The sequence below is a fragment of the Candidatus Pantoea floridensis genome, from assembly GCF_900215435.1.
In the GTDB taxonomy this organism is placed as follows: Bacteria; Pseudomonadota; Gammaproteobacteria; order Enterobacterales; family Enterobacteriaceae; genus Pantoea; species Pantoea floridensis.
Genome location: NZ_OCMY01000001.1, coordinates 481,607 through 497,657, shown reverse-complemented (window position 1 = coordinate 497,657; position 16,051 = coordinate 481,607). Strand labels below are relative to the sequence as shown.

The 16,051-nt window shown below is 55.1% G+C and carries 13 protein-coding genes; 7 read left to right on the top strand and 6 right to left on the bottom strand.

From position 1 onward, the window contains the following. Nucleotides 1-49 precede the first annotated feature (49 nt). The 5 genes from CRO19_RS02390 (at nt 50) to CRO19_RS02370 (ending at nt 6,980) form a co-directional block, all read left to right on the top strand. Entirely contained in the window at nt 50-1,180 is a 1,131-nt protein-coding gene (locus CRO19_RS02390) for an HlyD family secretion protein (RefSeq protein ID WP_097094435.1), read from the top strand. Beyond that, a complete protein-coding gene (locus CRO19_RS02385) occupies nt 1,177-2,745 on the top strand; it encodes a DHA2 family efflux MFS transporter permease subunit (RefSeq protein ID WP_097094434.1) in 1,569 nt (522 codons plus the stop codon). The genes CRO19_RS02390 and CRO19_RS02385 overlap by 4 nt, the downstream gene beginning before the upstream one ends. A gap of 1 nt (nt 2,746) precedes the next feature. Continuing rightward, on the top strand, nt 2,747-4,276 hold the full coding sequence (locus CRO19_RS02380; protein WP_097094433.1) for an efflux transporter outer membrane subunit: 1,530 nt from the start codon (nt 2,747-2,749) through the stop codon (nt 4,274-4,276). A 414-nt stretch (nt 4,277-4,690) separates the two neighbouring features. Further along, nucleotides 4,691-5,092: an H-NS family histone-like protein gene (locus CRO19_RS02375; protein ID WP_097094432.1), complete on the top strand. Its 402-nt coding sequence runs from the start codon at nt 4,691-4,693 to the stop codon at nt 5,090-5,092. Between the two features lie 295 nt (nt 5,093-5,387). Further along, nucleotides 5,388-6,980, top strand: coding sequence for an ABC-F family ATPase (locus CRO19_RS02370; protein WP_097094431.1), 1,593 nt, complete (start codon nt 5,388-5,390; stop codon nt 6,978-6,980). Between the two features lie 71 nt (nt 6,981-7,051). Here the strand turns inward: CRO19_RS02370 and CRO19_RS02365 are convergent, their stop codons facing one another. The 4 genes from CRO19_RS02365 to CRO19_RS02350 are packed head-to-tail and all read right to left on the bottom strand — an operon-like array spanning nt 7,052 to nt 11,422. Further along, nucleotides 7,052-8,491: an NAD-dependent succinate-semialdehyde dehydrogenase gene (locus tag CRO19_RS02365; RefSeq protein WP_097094430.1), complete on the bottom strand. Its 1,440-nt coding sequence runs from the start codon at nt 8,489-8,491 to the stop codon at nt 7,052-7,054. Then, the gene (locus tag CRO19_RS02360) at nt 8,469-9,530 is read right to left on the bottom strand and encodes an aldo/keto reductase (protein ID WP_097094429.1); all 1,062 of its coding nucleotides are present in this window, start codon (nt 9,528-9,530) and stop codon (nt 8,469-8,471) included. The genes CRO19_RS02365 and CRO19_RS02360 overlap by 23 nt, the downstream gene beginning before the upstream one ends. A gap of 14 nt (nt 9,531-9,544) precedes the next feature. Next, nucleotides 9,545-10,045 carry a formaldehyde-activating enzyme gene (fae, locus tag CRO19_RS02355; protein ID WP_097094428.1) on the bottom strand — a complete coding sequence of 167 codons (501 nt, stop codon included), beginning with the start codon at nt 10,043-10,045 and terminating at the stop codon, nt 9,545-9,547. 12 nt (nt 10,046-10,057) lie between these two features. Beyond that, nucleotides 10,058-11,422: an MFS transporter gene (locus CRO19_RS02350; RefSeq protein ID WP_097094427.1), complete on the bottom strand. Its 1,365-nt coding sequence runs from the start codon at nt 11,420-11,422 to the stop codon at nt 10,058-10,060. A gap of 223 nt (nt 11,423-11,645) precedes the next feature. On the opposite strand from CRO19_RS02350, the gene CRO19_RS02345 reads away from it, so the two are divergent. Together CRO19_RS02345 and CRO19_RS02340 are read left to right on the top strand one after the other, a co-directional pair. Continuing rightward, the gene (locus CRO19_RS02345) at nt 11,646-12,563 is read left to right on the top strand and encodes a LysR substrate-binding domain-containing protein (protein WP_097094426.1); all 918 of its coding nucleotides are present in this window, start codon (nt 11,646-11,648) and stop codon (nt 12,561-12,563) included. A gap of 18 nt (nt 12,564-12,581) precedes the next feature. Further along, nucleotides 12,582-13,154 carry a glycerol-3-phosphate responsive antiterminator gene (locus CRO19_RS02340; RefSeq protein WP_097094425.1) on the top strand — a complete coding sequence of 191 codons (573 nt, stop codon included), beginning with the start codon at nt 12,582-12,584 and terminating at the stop codon, nt 13,152-13,154. On the opposite strand, the gene CRO19_RS02335 is transcribed toward CRO19_RS02340, so the two are convergent. Both CRO19_RS02335 and CRO19_RS02330 read right to left on the bottom strand, forming a co-directional pair. Further along, nucleotides 13,151-14,596 (bottom strand): FGGY-family carbohydrate kinase, encoded by a 1,446-nt coding sequence (locus tag CRO19_RS02335; protein WP_097094424.1) that lies wholly within the window; start codon nt 14,594-14,596, stop codon nt 13,151-13,153. The two genes, CRO19_RS02340 and CRO19_RS02335, sit on opposite strands and share 4 nt — an antisense overlap. A gap of 2 nt (nt 14,597-14,598) precedes the next feature. After that, nucleotides 14,599-15,876, bottom strand: coding sequence for an MFS transporter (locus CRO19_RS02330; protein WP_097094423.1), 1,278 nt, complete (start codon nt 15,874-15,876; stop codon nt 14,599-14,601). Between the last annotated feature and the right edge of the window lie 175 nt (nt 15,877-16,051).

The window sequence follows — 16,051 nt, the reverse complement described above, 5'->3', positions numbered from 1 at the left end:
TTGACCGTTTTTGCCCGGGAATCGGGACAACCGCCTACGATGAAAAATTATGAGTGAAAACCAGAATCAGCCGTCCGAACGCGATCAGCAAGATCCGCAAAACTCTGCACAATCGAATCAAGATAACAACGAACCAGAACGTAAACGCCCTGGAAAGAAGCCCCTGATTTTTCTCGCCATCGTGGTGGTGATTATGATCGTGGTGGCATTATGGTTCTGGCTCACCACGCGCAACATTGAAAGCACCGATGATGCCTTTACAGAAGGTAACGCGGTGACCATCGCCCCTAAAGCCTCGGGTTATGTGGTGAAGCTGCTGGTAAGCGATAACCAGCGGGTGAAGCAGGGCGATTTGCTGGTGGAGATTGATACGCGTGACACCGCGGCACAGCGCGATCAGGCTAAAGCGCAGTTGGGCCTCGCAGAAGCTCAGCTGCATCAGGCGCAGGCGCAGTTAGCCTTATCACGCGTGCAGTATCCGGCACAGCGCGATCAGGCGCTTGCCGATCAGGCCAAAGCGCAGGCAAACCTGTTAAATGCCCAGGCCGATTATCGTCGCCAGCGCGGTGTTGATCCTCGGGCAACCTCGCAGCGCAATATTGATACCGCCGCCGCTCAGTTGCGTTCCGCCGAAGCACAGTTACAGAGCGCCAAAGCGCAGGTTGAAGTGGCTTCGCAGGTTCAGTTGCAAATTCGCCAGCAAGAAACCAACGTTGAAGCGCGCGAGCAGCAAGTTGAGCAGGCTAAAGCGCAGCTCAATACGGCCGAATTAAATCTCTCTTATACCCAGGTACGTGCGCCTTACGACGGCTTTGTGACCAAGCGAAATGTGCAGCTTGGCACCTTGGTTCAGGCTGGCAGCGCGCTATTCTCGCTGGTTTCACCGGAAATCTGGATTAACGCTAACTTCAAAGAGTCGCAGCTGGAACGAATGAAGCCGGGTAATAAAGTGGAGATCAGCGTTGATGCTTGGCCAGATATGAAGTTGGAAGGGCACGTTGATAGCGTACAGATGGGGTCGGGTTCGCGCTTCTCCACTTTCCCCGCTGAGAACGCCACCGGCAACTACGTGAAAATCGTGCAGCGCGTACCGGTGAAAATCGTTATCGATAAAGGTTTGGATCCGAATCATCCGCTACCGCTGGGCCTGTCGGTTGAGCCGAAGGTGACAGTGGAATGAGTGCGAGCGAAAGCTGGCGTCCGGCCAGCAACCCGTGGCTGGTTGCCATCACGGTGACGCTGGCGGTGTTTATGGAGATCCTCGACACCACTATCGTCAACGTGGCGCTGCCGCACATTGCGGGCTCGCTCTCCTCCAGTTACGACGAATCCACCTGGGTTTTAACCTCTTATTTGGTGGCCAACGGCATCGTATTGCCGATCTCGGCGTTTTTTAGTCGACTGTTTGGCCGTAAGCAGTTCTTCCTGATCTGCATTGTGATGTTCACCATCTGCTCATTCCTGTGCGGTATCGCTACCGAACTGTGGCAAATCATTTTGTTCCGCGTCCTGCAGGGCTTTTTTGGTGGTGGGTTGCAGCCGGTACAGCAATCGGTGCTGCTCGACTATTTCAAAGCGGAAGATCGCGGCAAAGCGTTTGGCCTGTCGTCGATTGCCATCATCGTTGCGCCGGTGATTGGTCCGACGCTCGGCGGCTGGATCACCGATAACTACAGCTGGCGCTGGGTGTTCTTCATTAATATTCCCGTGGGTATTTTAACGGTGATGGCGATTTATCAGCTGCTGGAAGATCCGCCGTGGGAACGTAAGTGGGCGAAAGGCCGGCTGAAGATTGATTACATTGGTATCAGCCTGATCACGCTTGGGCTTGGCTGTTTGCAAGTATTCCTCGATCGCGGTGAAGATGAGGATTGGTTTGCTTCGCACTTTATCGTCCTGTTCGCCACGCTGGCGCTGGTGGGTATTGTCGGCGCCGTGTATTGGCTACTGTATGCGCGCAAGCCGGTGGTCGATATCATGGTAATGAAAGACCGCAACTTCTGGGTAGCGGGTTTGCTAATGGCGGGCATGGCGATGATTCTGTACGGCAGCTCGGTGGTGCTTCCCCAGCTGGCGCAGCAGGATTTGGGCTACACCGCCACCTGGTCGGGGCTGGTGCTGTCGCCTGGCGCGATATTAATTGTGCTGACCATTCCGCTGGTACTGAAGTTGATGCCAATTGTGCAAACGCGCTACATCATTGCGTTCGGCTTTACCTGCCTTGCCTGTGCCTTCTTCTACTCCTCCACGCTTACGCCTGACGTCGATTTCAAAACGTTGGTGATGATGCGAAGCGCGCAGTCAATCGGACTTGGCTTCCTGTTTGTGCCGCTCACCACCATTGCGTTTATTACCGTGCCGCAACGGTTAAATGCCGATGCCTCGGCGCTGTTCACTATGTTCCGTAACGTCGCCGGTTCAATCGGGATTTCGCTCTCAACCGCGGGGATTACGGAACGCATGCAGACGCAATCGGCAAACATGGTGCACAACATGTCGCCGCTGAATGAGCCTTACAACCTCACGCTACAACACTGGGCCGATGCCATCCGTAACTTCACCACGGCGGTAGGCGACCCGCTGACGCTGGCGGGCGGACAGCTCTACCAGGAGATGATTGCCCAGGCGCGTATTCTGGCGTATATCGACGTCTTTATGGGCTTGAGTATCGTGGCTTTGCTATTGATTCCATTTTGTTGGTTGCTTTCGCCGATTAAGAGCGAAGGCGGTGCAGGAGCACATTAAAATGAACAAGTTTTCGCGATTTCAGCCGTCGCTGACGTTGCTGGCGCTGTCATTGCTGCTGGCCGGTTGCGCCGTTGGGCCGGATTATCAGCCACCGCAGGCGCATACGCCGGGCGGTTACCATGACTTACCTTCACAACAGGCGTCAAAGCCGCTGGCGGCAGCGACCAATCCGCTGTGGTGGAAAAGCTTTAACGATCCCCAGCTGGACAGCCTGATTGAGCGCGCCATTGCCGGTAATTTAACGCTGCAGCAATCCGTGCTGCGCATTGCCGGCGCACGCGAACAGCTGGCGCAAGCGCGCGGAGGGTTGTTCCCCTCGCTTAACGGCTCGGCAAAAGTCACGCGGCAGCAGTTGGGATTAAAAGGCCTGCTGAAGTCGAACGGCGTTTACGATCAGGTGGACAGCGATGTTGCTAATCAACTGAATGGATTAGATCACTCGGTCACCTTGTATCAGGGCAGTTTTGATGCCAGCTGGGAGCTCGATTTGTGGGGCAAAGTTCGTCGCCAGATGGAAGCGGCGGACGCACAACAGCAGGCGGCTATCGAGCAGCGTAACGATGCGCTGGTTTCACTGGAAGCCGAAGTCGCGCGTGCCTATCTCCAGTTACGTGGTTCGCAGGCGGTGTTAACGACCTTGCAGCAACAGATTGCGGTGGCGCAGCAAACCTGGGAACTGACGCAAAGCCAGCAGAGGAACGGTTTGGCGCCCACCACGGATGTGGAAAATGCCCGGGCACAGTTAGCCTCGCTTAACGCGCAGCTGCCGCAATACCAGGCGCAGCAGTTACAGGCGATGAACGGCCTGGCAGTGCTGCTGGGCAAAACGCCGGGGGCGCTGGATAACGAGTTAATGTCGGAAAAACCGCTGCCCGCGTTGCCGAAAATGGTGCCGGTCGGTATTCCTTCTACGCTGGCGCGGCGCCGTCCGGATATTCGTCAGGCGGAAGCCACGCTGCATGCACAAACGGCCAATATTGGCGTGTCGGTGGCCGATCTGTTCCCAAGCCTTTCGCTCACCGGGCAGCTCGGTGTGCGCAACACCGATGCCAGCTATCTGGATGACTGGAGCAGCCACTTCTTCAGCGTTGGGCCGTCACTCTCGATTCCCATCTTCCAGGGCGGGCGTTTAGTCTCCAGCGTTAAACTGGCGCGCGCTCAGCAGGCAAATGCGGCGCTGGACTATCGCCAAACGGTGTTAACCGCGCTGCAGGATGTTGAGAATGCGCTGGTGAGCTATCGCGCCGATCAGCAACAGGTCATCGCGCTGGATGAGACCACAGGTGCACTGCAACGCGCCTTCGATCTTGCCAGCGACAGTTATCGCCAGGGCATCTCAACCTTCCTTGATGTGTTAGATGCACAGCGTCAGCTGGCGCAGGCTAAAGCGCAATCGACGCAGGCGCGGATGCAAAGTGCGCTTGATCTGGTGGCGTTATATAAAGCGCTGGGCGGCGGCTGGGAGCCTTATCAAAACGTCAACCTTCCCGACTATTCTGTGTTTGGTCCCGCAACGGAAGTGCATTAATTTTTGTTTGATAGCCGGTTAACCACCGGCTTTTTTTCACCGCAACGAAAAAAAATGAGATTTCTCTCTCATCCTCCGCAATATAATAAACGCCTATATCATGGGGTTTTCCGTTACACCATTAATCCTTTTTTACCTTTATGCTCACTTATGCTGCAGCGCGCAATAGTAGCTAAATGGTTGTTTATAACCTGGGAATATTGGTTTGAAATCGATTCCAGTTCTGCTTAAGCAACAAAGGATGCGTGTTAATTCATGGTTAATTAAAGCCAACCTCGTCGGCATAACCCTCAACGTAAGTAATATGTAAGCGACTTCAGATTAATCCAGGCTATAAAATTAATTTATTTTTTTATTTGAATTAGGTAATCTTGCCACTACAGTTTATTTAACCCCTTAAGCAAGGACATTGTGATGAGTGATGCATTTAAAGTTCTGAACAACATTCGCACATTACGTGCGCAAGCTCGTGAGCTGCCATTGACCGATCTGGAAGAAATTCTGGAAAAATTAACCGTTGTTGTGACCGAGCGTCGTGACGAAGTTCATGCAGAAGAAGCGCAGAACCGCGAAAAAGAAGAGAAGCTGTCTAAATATCGCGAAATGCTGCTGGCTGATGGCATTGACCCGAACGAATTACTGGGCGCTTTAGAAGTTGGTAAAAAACGCGCTAAGCGTGCACCACGTCCAGCAAAATATTCTTACACCGACGAAAACGGTGAAGTAAAATCATGGACTGGCCAGGGCCGTACTCCAGCAGCGATTAAGAAAGCGCTGGATTCCGGTAAGAGCCTGGATACTTTCCTGATCAAATAATCCGCACAATCCTTGTAAGTGGGAGCCGAAGGCAAATGTCTTCGGCTTTTTTTATTTATTTAATTCACTTTATTCTTCACATTGCAGCTGCGTTAGCTGCAGATGCTCGCCCCTGTCGCTTACTGCTGCAAGCCCCCGGTGACTCACCTACGTTAACGCGAATTATTTTGTGTATCAGCTCAACACGTTCAGTGGATTACGCCCTCTGCTTCAGGCGCAGAGGTAGCGCCCAGGTGCCCGCTTCTGGCATAATGCCCGCTGTTTTTTCCTCCACTGCGTAACAAAGGTCAATGCCGTGTTAGTTTCCAGCAATATCACCATGCAGTTCGGCAGTAAGCCGCTGTTCGAAAATATCTCCGTTAAATTTGGCGGCGGTAATCGTTACGGTTTAATCGGTGCGAACGGCAGCGGTAAATCTACCTTTATGAAAATACTGGGCGGCGACCTGGTGCCGACGGGTGGAAATGTTTCCCTCGATCCGAATGAGCGTATCGGTAAGTTACGCCAGGACCAATTTGCCTTTGAGCAATATAGTGTGCTGGATACCGTTATCATGGGCCACAATGAATTGTGGGCAGTGAAGCAAGAACGCGATCGTATATATGCCTTGCCAGAAATGAGCGAAGAGGAAGGCTATAAAGTGGCCGACCTGGAAGTCGAATACGGCGAGATGGATGGTTACAGTTCTGAATCACGTGCCGGCGAATTATTACTGGGCGTGGGCATTCCGGTGGAGCAGCATTACGGCCCAATGAGTGAAATTGCGCCAGGCTGGAAATTGCGTGTGCTGTTAGCACAGGCATTATTCGCCAATCCAGATATTTTGTTGCTCGATGAACCGACCAACAACCTGGATATAGATACCATTCGTTGGTTGGAGCAAGTGCTCAACGAACGTAACAGCACCATGATCATCATTTCGCATGACCGCCATTTCCTGAATATGGTTTGTACGCATATGGCCGATCTGGATTACGGTGAGCTGCGCGTTTATCCGGGTAATTATGACGAATATATGACCGCGGCGACCCAATCGCGTGAACGTTTATTATCAGATAACGCGAAGAAGAAAGCGCAAATTGCCGATCTGCAATCGTTTGTGAGCCGCTTCAGCGCCAACGCCTCTAAATCGCGTCAGGCGACTTCGCGTGCCAAGCAGATTGATAAAATTAAACTGGAAGAGGTAAAAGCATCCAGCCGTCAAAACCCGTTTATCCGATTTGATCAGGATAAAAAGCTGTTCCGTAATGCGCTGGAAGTCGAAGCGCTGACCAAAGGTTTTGATAACGGCCCGCTGTTTAATAAACTTAACCTGATGCTAGAAGTCGGCGAAAAATTGGCGATTTTGGGTGCCAACGGTATTGGTAAAACCACGCTGTTAAAAACGCTGGTGGGTGAACTGGCACCCGATAACGGCACGGTGAAATGGTCTGAGAATGCGCGTATTGGTTATTACGCACAGGATCATGCGGAAGATTTTGCCAATGATCTGACGGTGTTCGACTGGATGAGCCAGTGGAAGCAGGAAGGCGATGACGAGCAGGCGGTGCGCAGCATTCTGGGGCGTCTGCTGTTTGGGCATGATGAGATCAACAAGCCCGCTAAGGTGCTGTCAGGTGGTGAGAAGGGCCGCATGCTGTTTGGCAAGCTGATGATGCAGAAGCCGAACATCCTGATTATGGATGAACCGACTAACCACCTTGATATGGAATCGATTGAGTCGCTCAACATGGCGCTTGAGATGTATGAAGGTACGTTGGTCTTCGTCTCACATGACCGTGAGTTTGTCAGCTCGCTGGCTACGCGCGTAATGGAGATGAAAGGTGATCGTATTGTCGACTTCACCGGCAACTATGAAGATTACCTGCGCAGTCAGGGTATTGTGTAAACCGTAAGAGCCAGGTGCGCAGAGATGCGCACCTGGCTATTGAATTATCGCCTCTTAACCCGATAAACGCGTTAACCGATTTGCCCAATATTCACATACTGGGTCTCAAGATACTCCTCCAGCCCAACGTCCGCACCTTCGCGTCCCAGCCCCGAGGCTTTCACGCCGCCAAACGGTGCCACTTCGGTGGATATCATGCCTTCATTCACCCCGACCATTCCGCTCTCCAGCTGCGGTGTAACGCGCAGCGCACGCGCCAGATCGCGGGTAAATAGATAAGCGGCCAACCCATAAGGTGTGTTATTCGCGCGCTTAATGACTTCCTCCTCCGTGCTGAAACGGAAACACGCGGCCACCGGACCAAAGGTCTCTTCCTGTGCCAAACGCATATTTTCATTCGCATCGGCTAGCACCGTTGGCTGGTAAAAATTGCCACCCAGCGCATGGCGTTCTCCACCGCAAACCAGACGCGCTCCCTGCTGTAATGCATCCTGCACATGTGCTTCAACCTTCTCGACAGCACGATGATGGATAAGCGGTCCCTGCTGCGCGTTGGGTGTCAGGCCGGGCGCGACCTTCAACGCACTCGCCGCATCAGCCAGCCGGGTGACGAAGCGATCGTAGATCCCATCCTGCAGGTAAAAGCGATTCACGCAGATACAGGTTTGGCCGCTGTTGCGGAATTTCGCCGCCATTGCGCTCTCCACTGCAGCATCAAGGTCGGCATCATCAAACACAATAAAGGGCGCGTTGCCACCGAGCTCGAGCGAGAGTTTTTTCACCGAACTCGCCGCATCACGCATCAGTAACTTGCCCACCGCTGTCGAGCCGGTGAACGATATCTTACGCACCACATCGCTATGGGTTAGCGTATGACCAATCTCCACGGTTTCGCCGCTGACTGCATTCAACACGCCCGGCGGCACGCCAGCCTGTTCTGCCAGTACCAGCAGAGCAAATGCCGAAAGCGGCGTTTCGTTGGCCGGTTTTACAACGGCGGTACAGCCAGCAGCCAGTGCTGGACCGAGTTTGCGCGTGAGCATCGCCAGCGGGAAATTCCACGGCGTAATCGCGGCGACAACGCCCACCGGTTGTTTCAGCGTCAGGATCAGGTTGCCCGGTTTGGTGGTGGGAATCGTTTTGCCGTTGGCCCGTTTGCCTTCTTCGGCAAACCACTCAATAAAACTGGCGGCATACAGCACTTCGCCACGCGCTTCTGCCAGCACTTTGCCCTGTTCCTGCACCACTAATTGGGCCAGCGCTTCCTGGTTTTCGACGATCAGCTGATACCAGCGCTGCAAAATAGCGGCGCGTGCTTTGGCCGTCTGCGCCCGCCAGGCGGGCAGGGCGGCGGCGGCAGCCTCAATGGCGCGCGTGGTCTCTGCTGCACCCACGCAGGCGACCTGCGCCACCCGGGTGTCATCGGCGGGGTTGGTCACTTCGTAAGTACGATCGCTCTCCAGCCATTGTCCATTGCAATACCAGCCGCTACGCAGCAGTGATGTTGTCATGCGAAACTCCTTGCAGATCGGGATTGGCAAACAGGGTGCGTGCTGCGCGGCTATGGCGCGCGATGCGTTTTCCTGCGGTGTAATCGTTGATGAGATCGCAAGGCGTATAATTGCGTTCCAGTTCAAAACGCTCCTCGCTATCCAGCGGGGTATGTAACGCCGCAATGGCGCTATCGAGTTGGGCGACGCTATCGGCTCCCACCAGCATCGCATCAACGCCGGGATGAGACAGCACCCACGCTTGCGCAACCTGCGCACTCGACATACCGCGCGCGGCGGCCACGCGAGCCACGGATTCTGCAATCTGCAACGAGGTTTCGTCGGCGTACATTTCGCGAGTGAAGAAGTCGGTTTGATTACGCACGGATTGCACATCGCCGCTGAGTAAGCCGCGCGCCAGCGGGCTGAACACCGACACGCCCAGTCCCTGATCGCGACAGAAGGGCATCATCTCGCGCTCTTCTTCACGGTAGGCGCAGTTAAGCTGTAGCTGCATATTGATTGGCTTGACGAAGCCGTTACGCTCGCAGCACCACAGAATCTTCGCCAGTTGCCAGCAATACATGGTGGAGACACCCACATAACGCGCTTTACCACTGCGCACGATGCTGTTCATCGCCTCCCAGGTCTCTTCAATCGGGGTATTCACGTCGAAATAATGCAGCATGTAGATGTCGACATAATCGGTGCCGAGGCGGCGCAGGCTGCCGTCGATGCTATCGAGAATGTGCTTACGTGAATGGCCCTGATTATTCTGACCACCGCCCAGCGGATACCCGACTTTGGTGGTCAGCACCAGCTCATCGCGCTGGGCGAGGCGTTTAAGTACGCGGCCTACCACTTCTTCACCCGCACCGCTGGAGTAGAAGTCCGCCAGATCGATAAAGTTGATGCCCTTTTCCAGCGCGTGGCGAATAATAGGCTCGCTTTGCGCTTCGTCGAAAATCCACGGTTTCCAGTTTTTACTGCCCATGTTCATGGTACCGAGGCAGAGGCGTGATACCTGTAAACCGCTGTGGCCCAGTTTGATATATTCCATGGTTGCAACTCCTGTCACTTCGGGGAATAGAATGGATTGCCCAGCTCGGGCAACGCGCGGATCAGCTGCTGACGCCCCGGCAGTTTCTCCATCGCCGCCGCAATCGCCACCGTGCAGGCGCGATAATTATTGGCGAACACTTCATCCAGATCGCTACAGCCGGGATTGACCCAGTTGGCGGTAACGATGCACCACTCATCTTCGGCTTCCGGCGGCAGCGTGCCCTGCAGCTGAGCTTCGGTAACCGCTTTCGCAATTGCCGCTTGCGATGCGCCCCACGTGGCGTTGCCGTGTAAATCACTGTCGATGGCCGCTTTGTTGACATACAGCGTCATGGGTTTCGCGGGGACGTTGGGTTTGATCACCACCATAAACGGACAATGTCCCTGCGATGGCGTGGCCAGACTCGTGGCGAACGCCTGGCCCACCACGCCATTGCGCGGTCCAATCATGATATTGATGTGTGAGGCATTTACGCCGTCGCCTGCGAAGCCTTCACCGATATACATTTCCATCATTGCCTCTCGTTACAGATGTTGCGTTGAAGTTGAAGGGGGTGGATTGAGCGTAGGCTCAGCCGCTGGGGTTTCCTGCGATGCATCGGTGAGCGTCAACCCTTTGGTTTCCGGCGCCCAGGCAATGGAAACCAGCGCACCCAGAACCAGAATGGCGGCCAGCAGCGCCATGGTGCCGGCAATGCCATAATTGACGATGGCAAGTGGCAGCAGCAGCGTACCCACGGCCGAGCCGAGTCGACTCATTGACGTGGCGAAGCCTACGCCACGGGAGCGAACATCGGTGGGGAAGCTCTCAGCCGGGAAGACGCCAACCAGATTGCTTACCGCCGACATCACCAGCGTGAAAGCGGCAAACAGCACAATCAGCCAGATGCCCGCGCTGTTATGCAGCAGGCTCAGAAGCAGCAGACAAGCCGCGAGAAACACAAATGAGCCAATCAGGAAACCGCGGCGAGAACAGAGCGCGGTCAGCACAATGCCAAGCACGGCACCAACCAGCAGCAGGCCGCTCAGCAGCAGATCGGTTGCGAAGCCCTGATCCAGTCCCATCTGGCGCAAAATGGCCGGCAGAAAGGTGTAGATGGCGAAATAGGGGATCACCAGGCAAACAAAAAACAGGCAGTTAAATGCGGTGCGGCGGCGATAGCGCGGACGGAACAGGGCGCTCAGGCTGCCATCCTGGGTCTGTTGGCGCTCCTCCTGGAGCGTGACGTTTGGGCCGAAAAGGCGATGCACAATTTTCACTGCTTCGTCTCGACGGCCGCGCCGCAGCAGCCAGCGCGGTGATTCTGGCGTACCAATACGCAGCAGCAAAATGGCAAAGGCGGGCAGCGCCGACGATGCCAGCAGCCAGCGCCAACCTTCTGCGTCGGTTTGCAGCGCCAGATGGCCGACAAAACTTGCCGCCACGTAGCCGACAGTCCACAGCACGCTAAACGCGCCAAGCAGCACGCCGCGATGTTTGCGTGGTGCAAATTCAGCCAGAATGGTGTGGCCCACGGCGAAGTCTCCGCCGAGCCCAAAGCCGATCAGCATGCGTAACAGGAAAAGCTGTTCTGCAGACTCGACGAAAAACTGCATACCGGATGCCAGCGTAATAAGGATAAAGCTAAAGCAGAAGATCTTCTGGCGACCGACGGTATCGGCGATCCAGCCCAAAATCAGGCTGCCGAGAAACAGGCCTAGCAGCGCTGAACTGCCGATCATGCCTTGCCAGAACGGGGTCAGGGCCATCTGCGGCGTCATTTGCGTCAGCGCGAAGCCAACCGAACCGAGAATGTAGCCATCAGTAAGATGGGCGCCAAACGTCAGCCCGGTGATTTTCAGGTGAAAGCGATTTAAGGGTACATCATCCATCAGAGTCGTTTGCGTCATGTTCCTTCCTCCTTCGGGGAGAGATGGTTGTTATTTTATTGTTATCTGGATGAGAAATTACTGTGACACTTGCTTAAGGGGCAGGCCAGTGCGAAAAAGTCATACCCCTATTCCGCAATTTCCTGTGATTGCACTCATAAAATTGCATGTCGGTTCTCCGTGTTAGTAAGGGCTGTGATTAGATTGGCGCTCTGTTTTGCTGCCATGTCTGCCGGAGGCAGGGATGAGAAAATTACCTTCTCTCAGTATGTTGCGACTGTTTGAAGAGACCTGCCGCACGTTGAGTTTCAGTAAATCTGCCGATGCGTTGTTCATGACGCAAAGTGCCGCCAGCCGGCAGATGCGGCAGCTGGAGACCTTTCTAGGTAAGGATCTGTTCGTGCGCAGCCACAGTGGTTTGCTGCTTACGCCAGAAGCGATCCAGCTGCTGCCGGTGGTACGCCAGTCTTTGGATCTGCTGGAGGAGGGCGTGCGCAACGTACAGCAGCACAATCCGCGTCAGCATCTGCGTCTGCAGGTTGCGCCGACTTTTGCCACCCGCTGGTTGGCCCCGCGCCTGGTTACGCTGCGGCAACAGCATCGCCAGCTGCAAATTATGCTGATCAGTGAGGCGCGCCAGAAATACAGCGATTTCGATTGCGCCATCCGCTTTGGATCGCAGGAGGAAGCGCACGCGGCGGGCACCACCGGTGAGTGGCTGTGCCATGAAACGCTGGTGCTGGTGGGCAGTCCGCTGTTGATGCTGGATGGCCTGTGGCCAGAGATCAGCCTGATGCCGCAGCTGCACGTGCTGAATGGCGACAGCCGTCTGGATAACTGGTCGCGCTGGTATCAGGCGTGCGGTGCAGCCCCGCCGCTGGAAGATAACGGGCTGGCTTTTAGCACGCAGGATCAGGTGATCAATGCCTGTGTGACCGGCGCCGGTTACGCGGTGCTCGATCGTGCGATGGTGCGCAATGAACTTAACAGTGGCGTGCTGGGGCTGGTATCGCCCCATTTGCTCTCCAGCGCCAATGGCTACTGGCTGGAAGTGCCGGGCGGCAAGCAAACGCTGCCGCGCGTCACGGTATTTCGCGACTGGTTGCTGGCGGAGATGCAGCGTTTTACCGCTGCGATGCCAGCGGCCAGTCTTACGCTTTAAACGAAAGGGTGGTGTGCAGTGGAGTTAATTGATTTGTTAAAGAACGCGCCAGTGGTGGCAGCGGTAAAGGATGCTCAGAGCCTGCAACTGGCGCTTGATTCACCCTGCCAGGTGGTCTCGGTGCTCTATGGCAATATTTGCAACATTGGACGCATCGTCGGCCAGATCAAACAGGCCGGGAAAATCGCTTTCGTTCATGTCGATCTGCTGGAAGGCAGCTCGCGTCAGGAAGTGGTCATCCAGTTTTTGAAAATCGTCACCCAGGCGGACGGCATCATCAGCACGAAGCCGGCGATGCTCAAAGCGGCGCGTCAGCATGGTTTTTGGGCTATTCACCGCCTATTTGTGCTGGATTCCATCTCGTTCAATAACATCGATAAACAGGTGGCGCAGTCGTCGCCGGATATCGTGGAGATCCTGCCTGGCTGTATGCCTAAAGTGCTGGGCTGGATCACTGAACGCATCAGCCAGCCAATTATTGCGGACGGTCTGGTGTGTGATGAAGAAGATGCGCGGCTGGCGCTGGCGGCCGGGGCGCTGGCGGTGTCTACCACCAACGCCAGCGTTTGGCCGCTGGCGCAGCGGCGCTAAACGTTAGCCAGCGGGCTTAAGCGCTGAAGCAGCGGATCGAGTACCGCATGCAGCTGCTGATAAACCTGCTGGTTAAGCCGTTGATAATGCGCATGATGGCGAGCATCTGGCGTAAAGGTCTCGCCAGGTTTCACCAGCGCCGCCACGGCATCCTGATAATTCTGCCAAACCCCAACGGCCATACCGGCATTGATGGCGCAGCCAATCGCCGCCGAGCTGCGCATGGCATTGCGCCGTGCCGGGACACCAAAGATGTCGGCAAACAGCTGCATAAACAGATCGCTGTTAGCACCACCACCTGAAATCACCAGTTGCGTTAACGGTCGATCAAGGGCTTGCATCATCGGATCCACATGGTTCTTCATCGTCAGTACAATGCCTTCGAGCAGCGAACGGAACAGATGCGCCCGCGTGTGGCGTCCGTCAAAACCGATGATGGCGCCCTTGCGCCAGGGAGCTTCTGCTGGCGCGGCCCAGTCGTGCAGGGTGATCAAGCCATCACTGCCAGGCGGCACCGTGCTGGCCTCAGCACTGAGCAGGCTTTCGATATCCACGCCCTTATCGCGCGCATCCTGTACCGCAGCGGCACCAAATTGATCGCGGAACCAGCTGACGGTCCACATGCCACGCCGCACGCCCATGCATTCATAAAGAAACCGCCCCGGCAGCGCGGCCTGGAAGGGCCAGAAGCGATCGCTGCTGCGCGGTTCTGCGTCGCCATGTACCATTGCGCCAATGTAGGTGCCGAGTGATATCAGCGCTTCATCGCCTGCCAACGCCCCGGAACCCAAAGCTTCTACCGCTTTATCATGCGCGGTGGCGATAATCGGTAACCCCGCGGGCAATCCACTGGCCTGCGCGGCGGCCGAGGTGACCTCACCCAGGATTTCGCCCGGTCGCACCACGTCGAACAGCTGAGCGCGCTGCAGGTTACACGCCGCCATTTTACCGGCATCCCAATCCTGGCGGAGATCGTCCATCGGCCACCAGCCAATGTAGTTGGCGCTGGTATCCTGCGTCTGGCCGGTTAAACGGTGTGTAATGTAACCTGAGGTGGTGGTCACCCAGCGCACGCTACCGTATTCATCGGCATGCTGATAAGGCTGATTAAGACGCGCATCCATCCAGTTGATGACCGGCCATGCCAGTTCGCCATCGGCACGCATTAATACGCGACAGCAACGAATGACGCATAATCCGGCGGCCAGCAGCTGATGGTCCTGGCCGCCCAGCTGATGAAAGCGAGCCATGGCTGCGCGACACGCCTGCTGCACCGCTGTCCAGAGATCGTCATCCGGATGCTCCGCACGGTTCGGCTGTGGAATTTCCAGCGTGCGAAGCGGCTGCTGCGCGCTGCACATCACGTCGCCATGAGTGTGGAAGATCACCACTTTGGCACTTTGGGTACCGACATCAATTCCCATTAAATAACGCGCTGACATAGTTACACTCCTTTTACTGGCGCGGTGCTAGCGGCGGGGCTTATCCGCTTAATCTGACCCATCAATAAGGCGGTAAACAGCAACACCATCAGGCTGGCAATGCCGCCCATCACCCACATATTTCGATAGGCGAGGGCGGGAGGCAATGCGTCCTGCCAGTAGCCAACGATGGGATAGACAAACACATCTGGCAAGAAGCCGATCACCGAGCAGATGCCAATGGTGGTGCCAAGAATCTGTTTTGGCGTATTCACTTCGCCGATGCAGGCAAAGTAAAGGCCACGTGAGGCGTAACAGGTAAATCCCATCAGCAGGATTAAACCAATCGCCAGCGCCAGGCTCACGGGTGTCCGCGTGACCATATATAACAGTGCCACCACGACAAGGCAGATCGCGGCGAAAAATTGGATCACTCGCGTAGGTGAACGCCAGCGGCTGTAGCTGGTGACCATGCCGCCAAGCGGGCCGCAGATAGCGCGAAACACTTTGTTGATAATGATGCCCATATAGCTTGCCGCCACCAGAGACATACCATAGATTTCAGAGAGATAGTTGGTGGAGTAGCTGAGAATGGCGTAGATGGTATACACGCCAAAGATGATCATGCTGCAGTACCAGGTGGTCGGCATTTTCAACACCTGCAGCGCGTGCTGCAGGCTAAAGGCCGAAGTTTCTTCCTGCTCATCGGGTACAAAACCATCGCTCACCAGAAACCAGCAGGCGATCCCGAGTGCAATGTAGGTACCGCTATAGATCAGAATGACCGCCTTTAAGCTGTTCGGATCGTCGGGATGAAACTGCGCGAAGACCCATACGGTAAACAGCGCCAGCCCCATGACGCCAACCCCACGCAGCCCCTCCATCCAGCCCATGATCTTGCCTTGCTCATCACGCGTGCCGAGTAACGATGCGGCTTTGATTGAGACCGCCCACAGCAGCAAAATGGTGGTAATGGCGAAGGCAACCTGAATTAACAACATTGCCCACAGCGGCGGATAGGTTGCCATCACCGCACCCAGAAGGCCGGTGGCGATCATCGCACCGGACATGACTTTTCGGTGCGAAAACTTATCGGAAATAATGCCGCCAGGCGCGTACAGCAAAATAGCGGTGATACCAAAGGTGCTCATAATGATACCGATTTCAGTATTCGAAAAGCCCATGAATTTTGCCATCGGAATCTGATAAATGTAGCGTAAATAGGCCAGGTCGAAGCTAATGCCGCCGCTGATGCTAATTACCGCCAACGTTAACCAGCGGGTAATATTTTGAGTTTGCATCTTCGATCCCCAAATTAAAAACAAAAAAAAGAGAAAAGCGTCCTCTCCACTTTCGCGGAAAGTTACTTTTCTCTTCGTCTCAGACAGTAACGGACCGCATTTTTAACACGGCAGCCGAGAAAGGTGTTGTGAAGAAAATCACAAATTAAAAGGAAGTGGATATTTCAGCTTTTTC

Coding starts and splice junctions, on each gene's coding strand:
- CRO19_RS02385 (WP_097094434.1), top strand. CDS start 1,177: ATGAGTGCGAGCGAAAGCTGGCGTCCGGCCAGCAACCCGTGGCTGGTT.
- CRO19_RS02360 (WP_097094429.1), bottom strand. CDS start 9,530: ATGGAATATATCAAACTGGGCCACAGCGGTTTACAGGTATCACGCCTC.
- CRO19_RS02335 (WP_097094424.1), bottom strand. CDS start 14,596: ATGTCAGCGCGTTATTTAATGGGAATTGATGTCGGTACCCAAAGTGCC.
- CRO19_RS02330 (WP_097094423.1), bottom strand. CDS start 15,876: ATGCAAACTCAAAATATTACCCGCTGGTTAACGTTGGCGGTAATTAGC.
- CRO19_RS02390 (WP_097094435.1), top strand. CDS start 50: ATGAGTGAAAACCAGAATCAGCCGTCCGAACGCGATCAGCAAGATCCG.
- CRO19_RS02345 (WP_097094426.1), top strand. CDS start 11,646: ATGAGAAAATTACCTTCTCTCAGTATGTTGCGACTGTTTGAAGAGACC.
- CRO19_RS02365 (WP_097094430.1), bottom strand. CDS start 8,491: ATGACAACATCACTGCTGCGTAGCGGCTGGTATTGCAATGGACAATGG.
- CRO19_RS02375 (WP_097094432.1), top strand. CDS start 4,691: ATGAGTGATGCATTTAAAGTTCTGAACAACATTCGCACATTACGTGCG.
- CRO19_RS02350 (WP_097094427.1), bottom strand. CDS start 11,422: ATGACGCAAACGACTCTGATGGATGATGTACCCTTAAATCGCTTTCAC.
- CRO19_RS02380 (WP_097094433.1), top strand. CDS start 2,747: ATGAACAAGTTTTCGCGATTTCAGCCGTCGCTGACGTTGCTGGCGCTG.
- fae (WP_097094428.1), bottom strand. CDS start 10,045: ATGGAAATGTATATCGGTGAAGGCTTCGCAGGCGACGGCGTAAATGCC.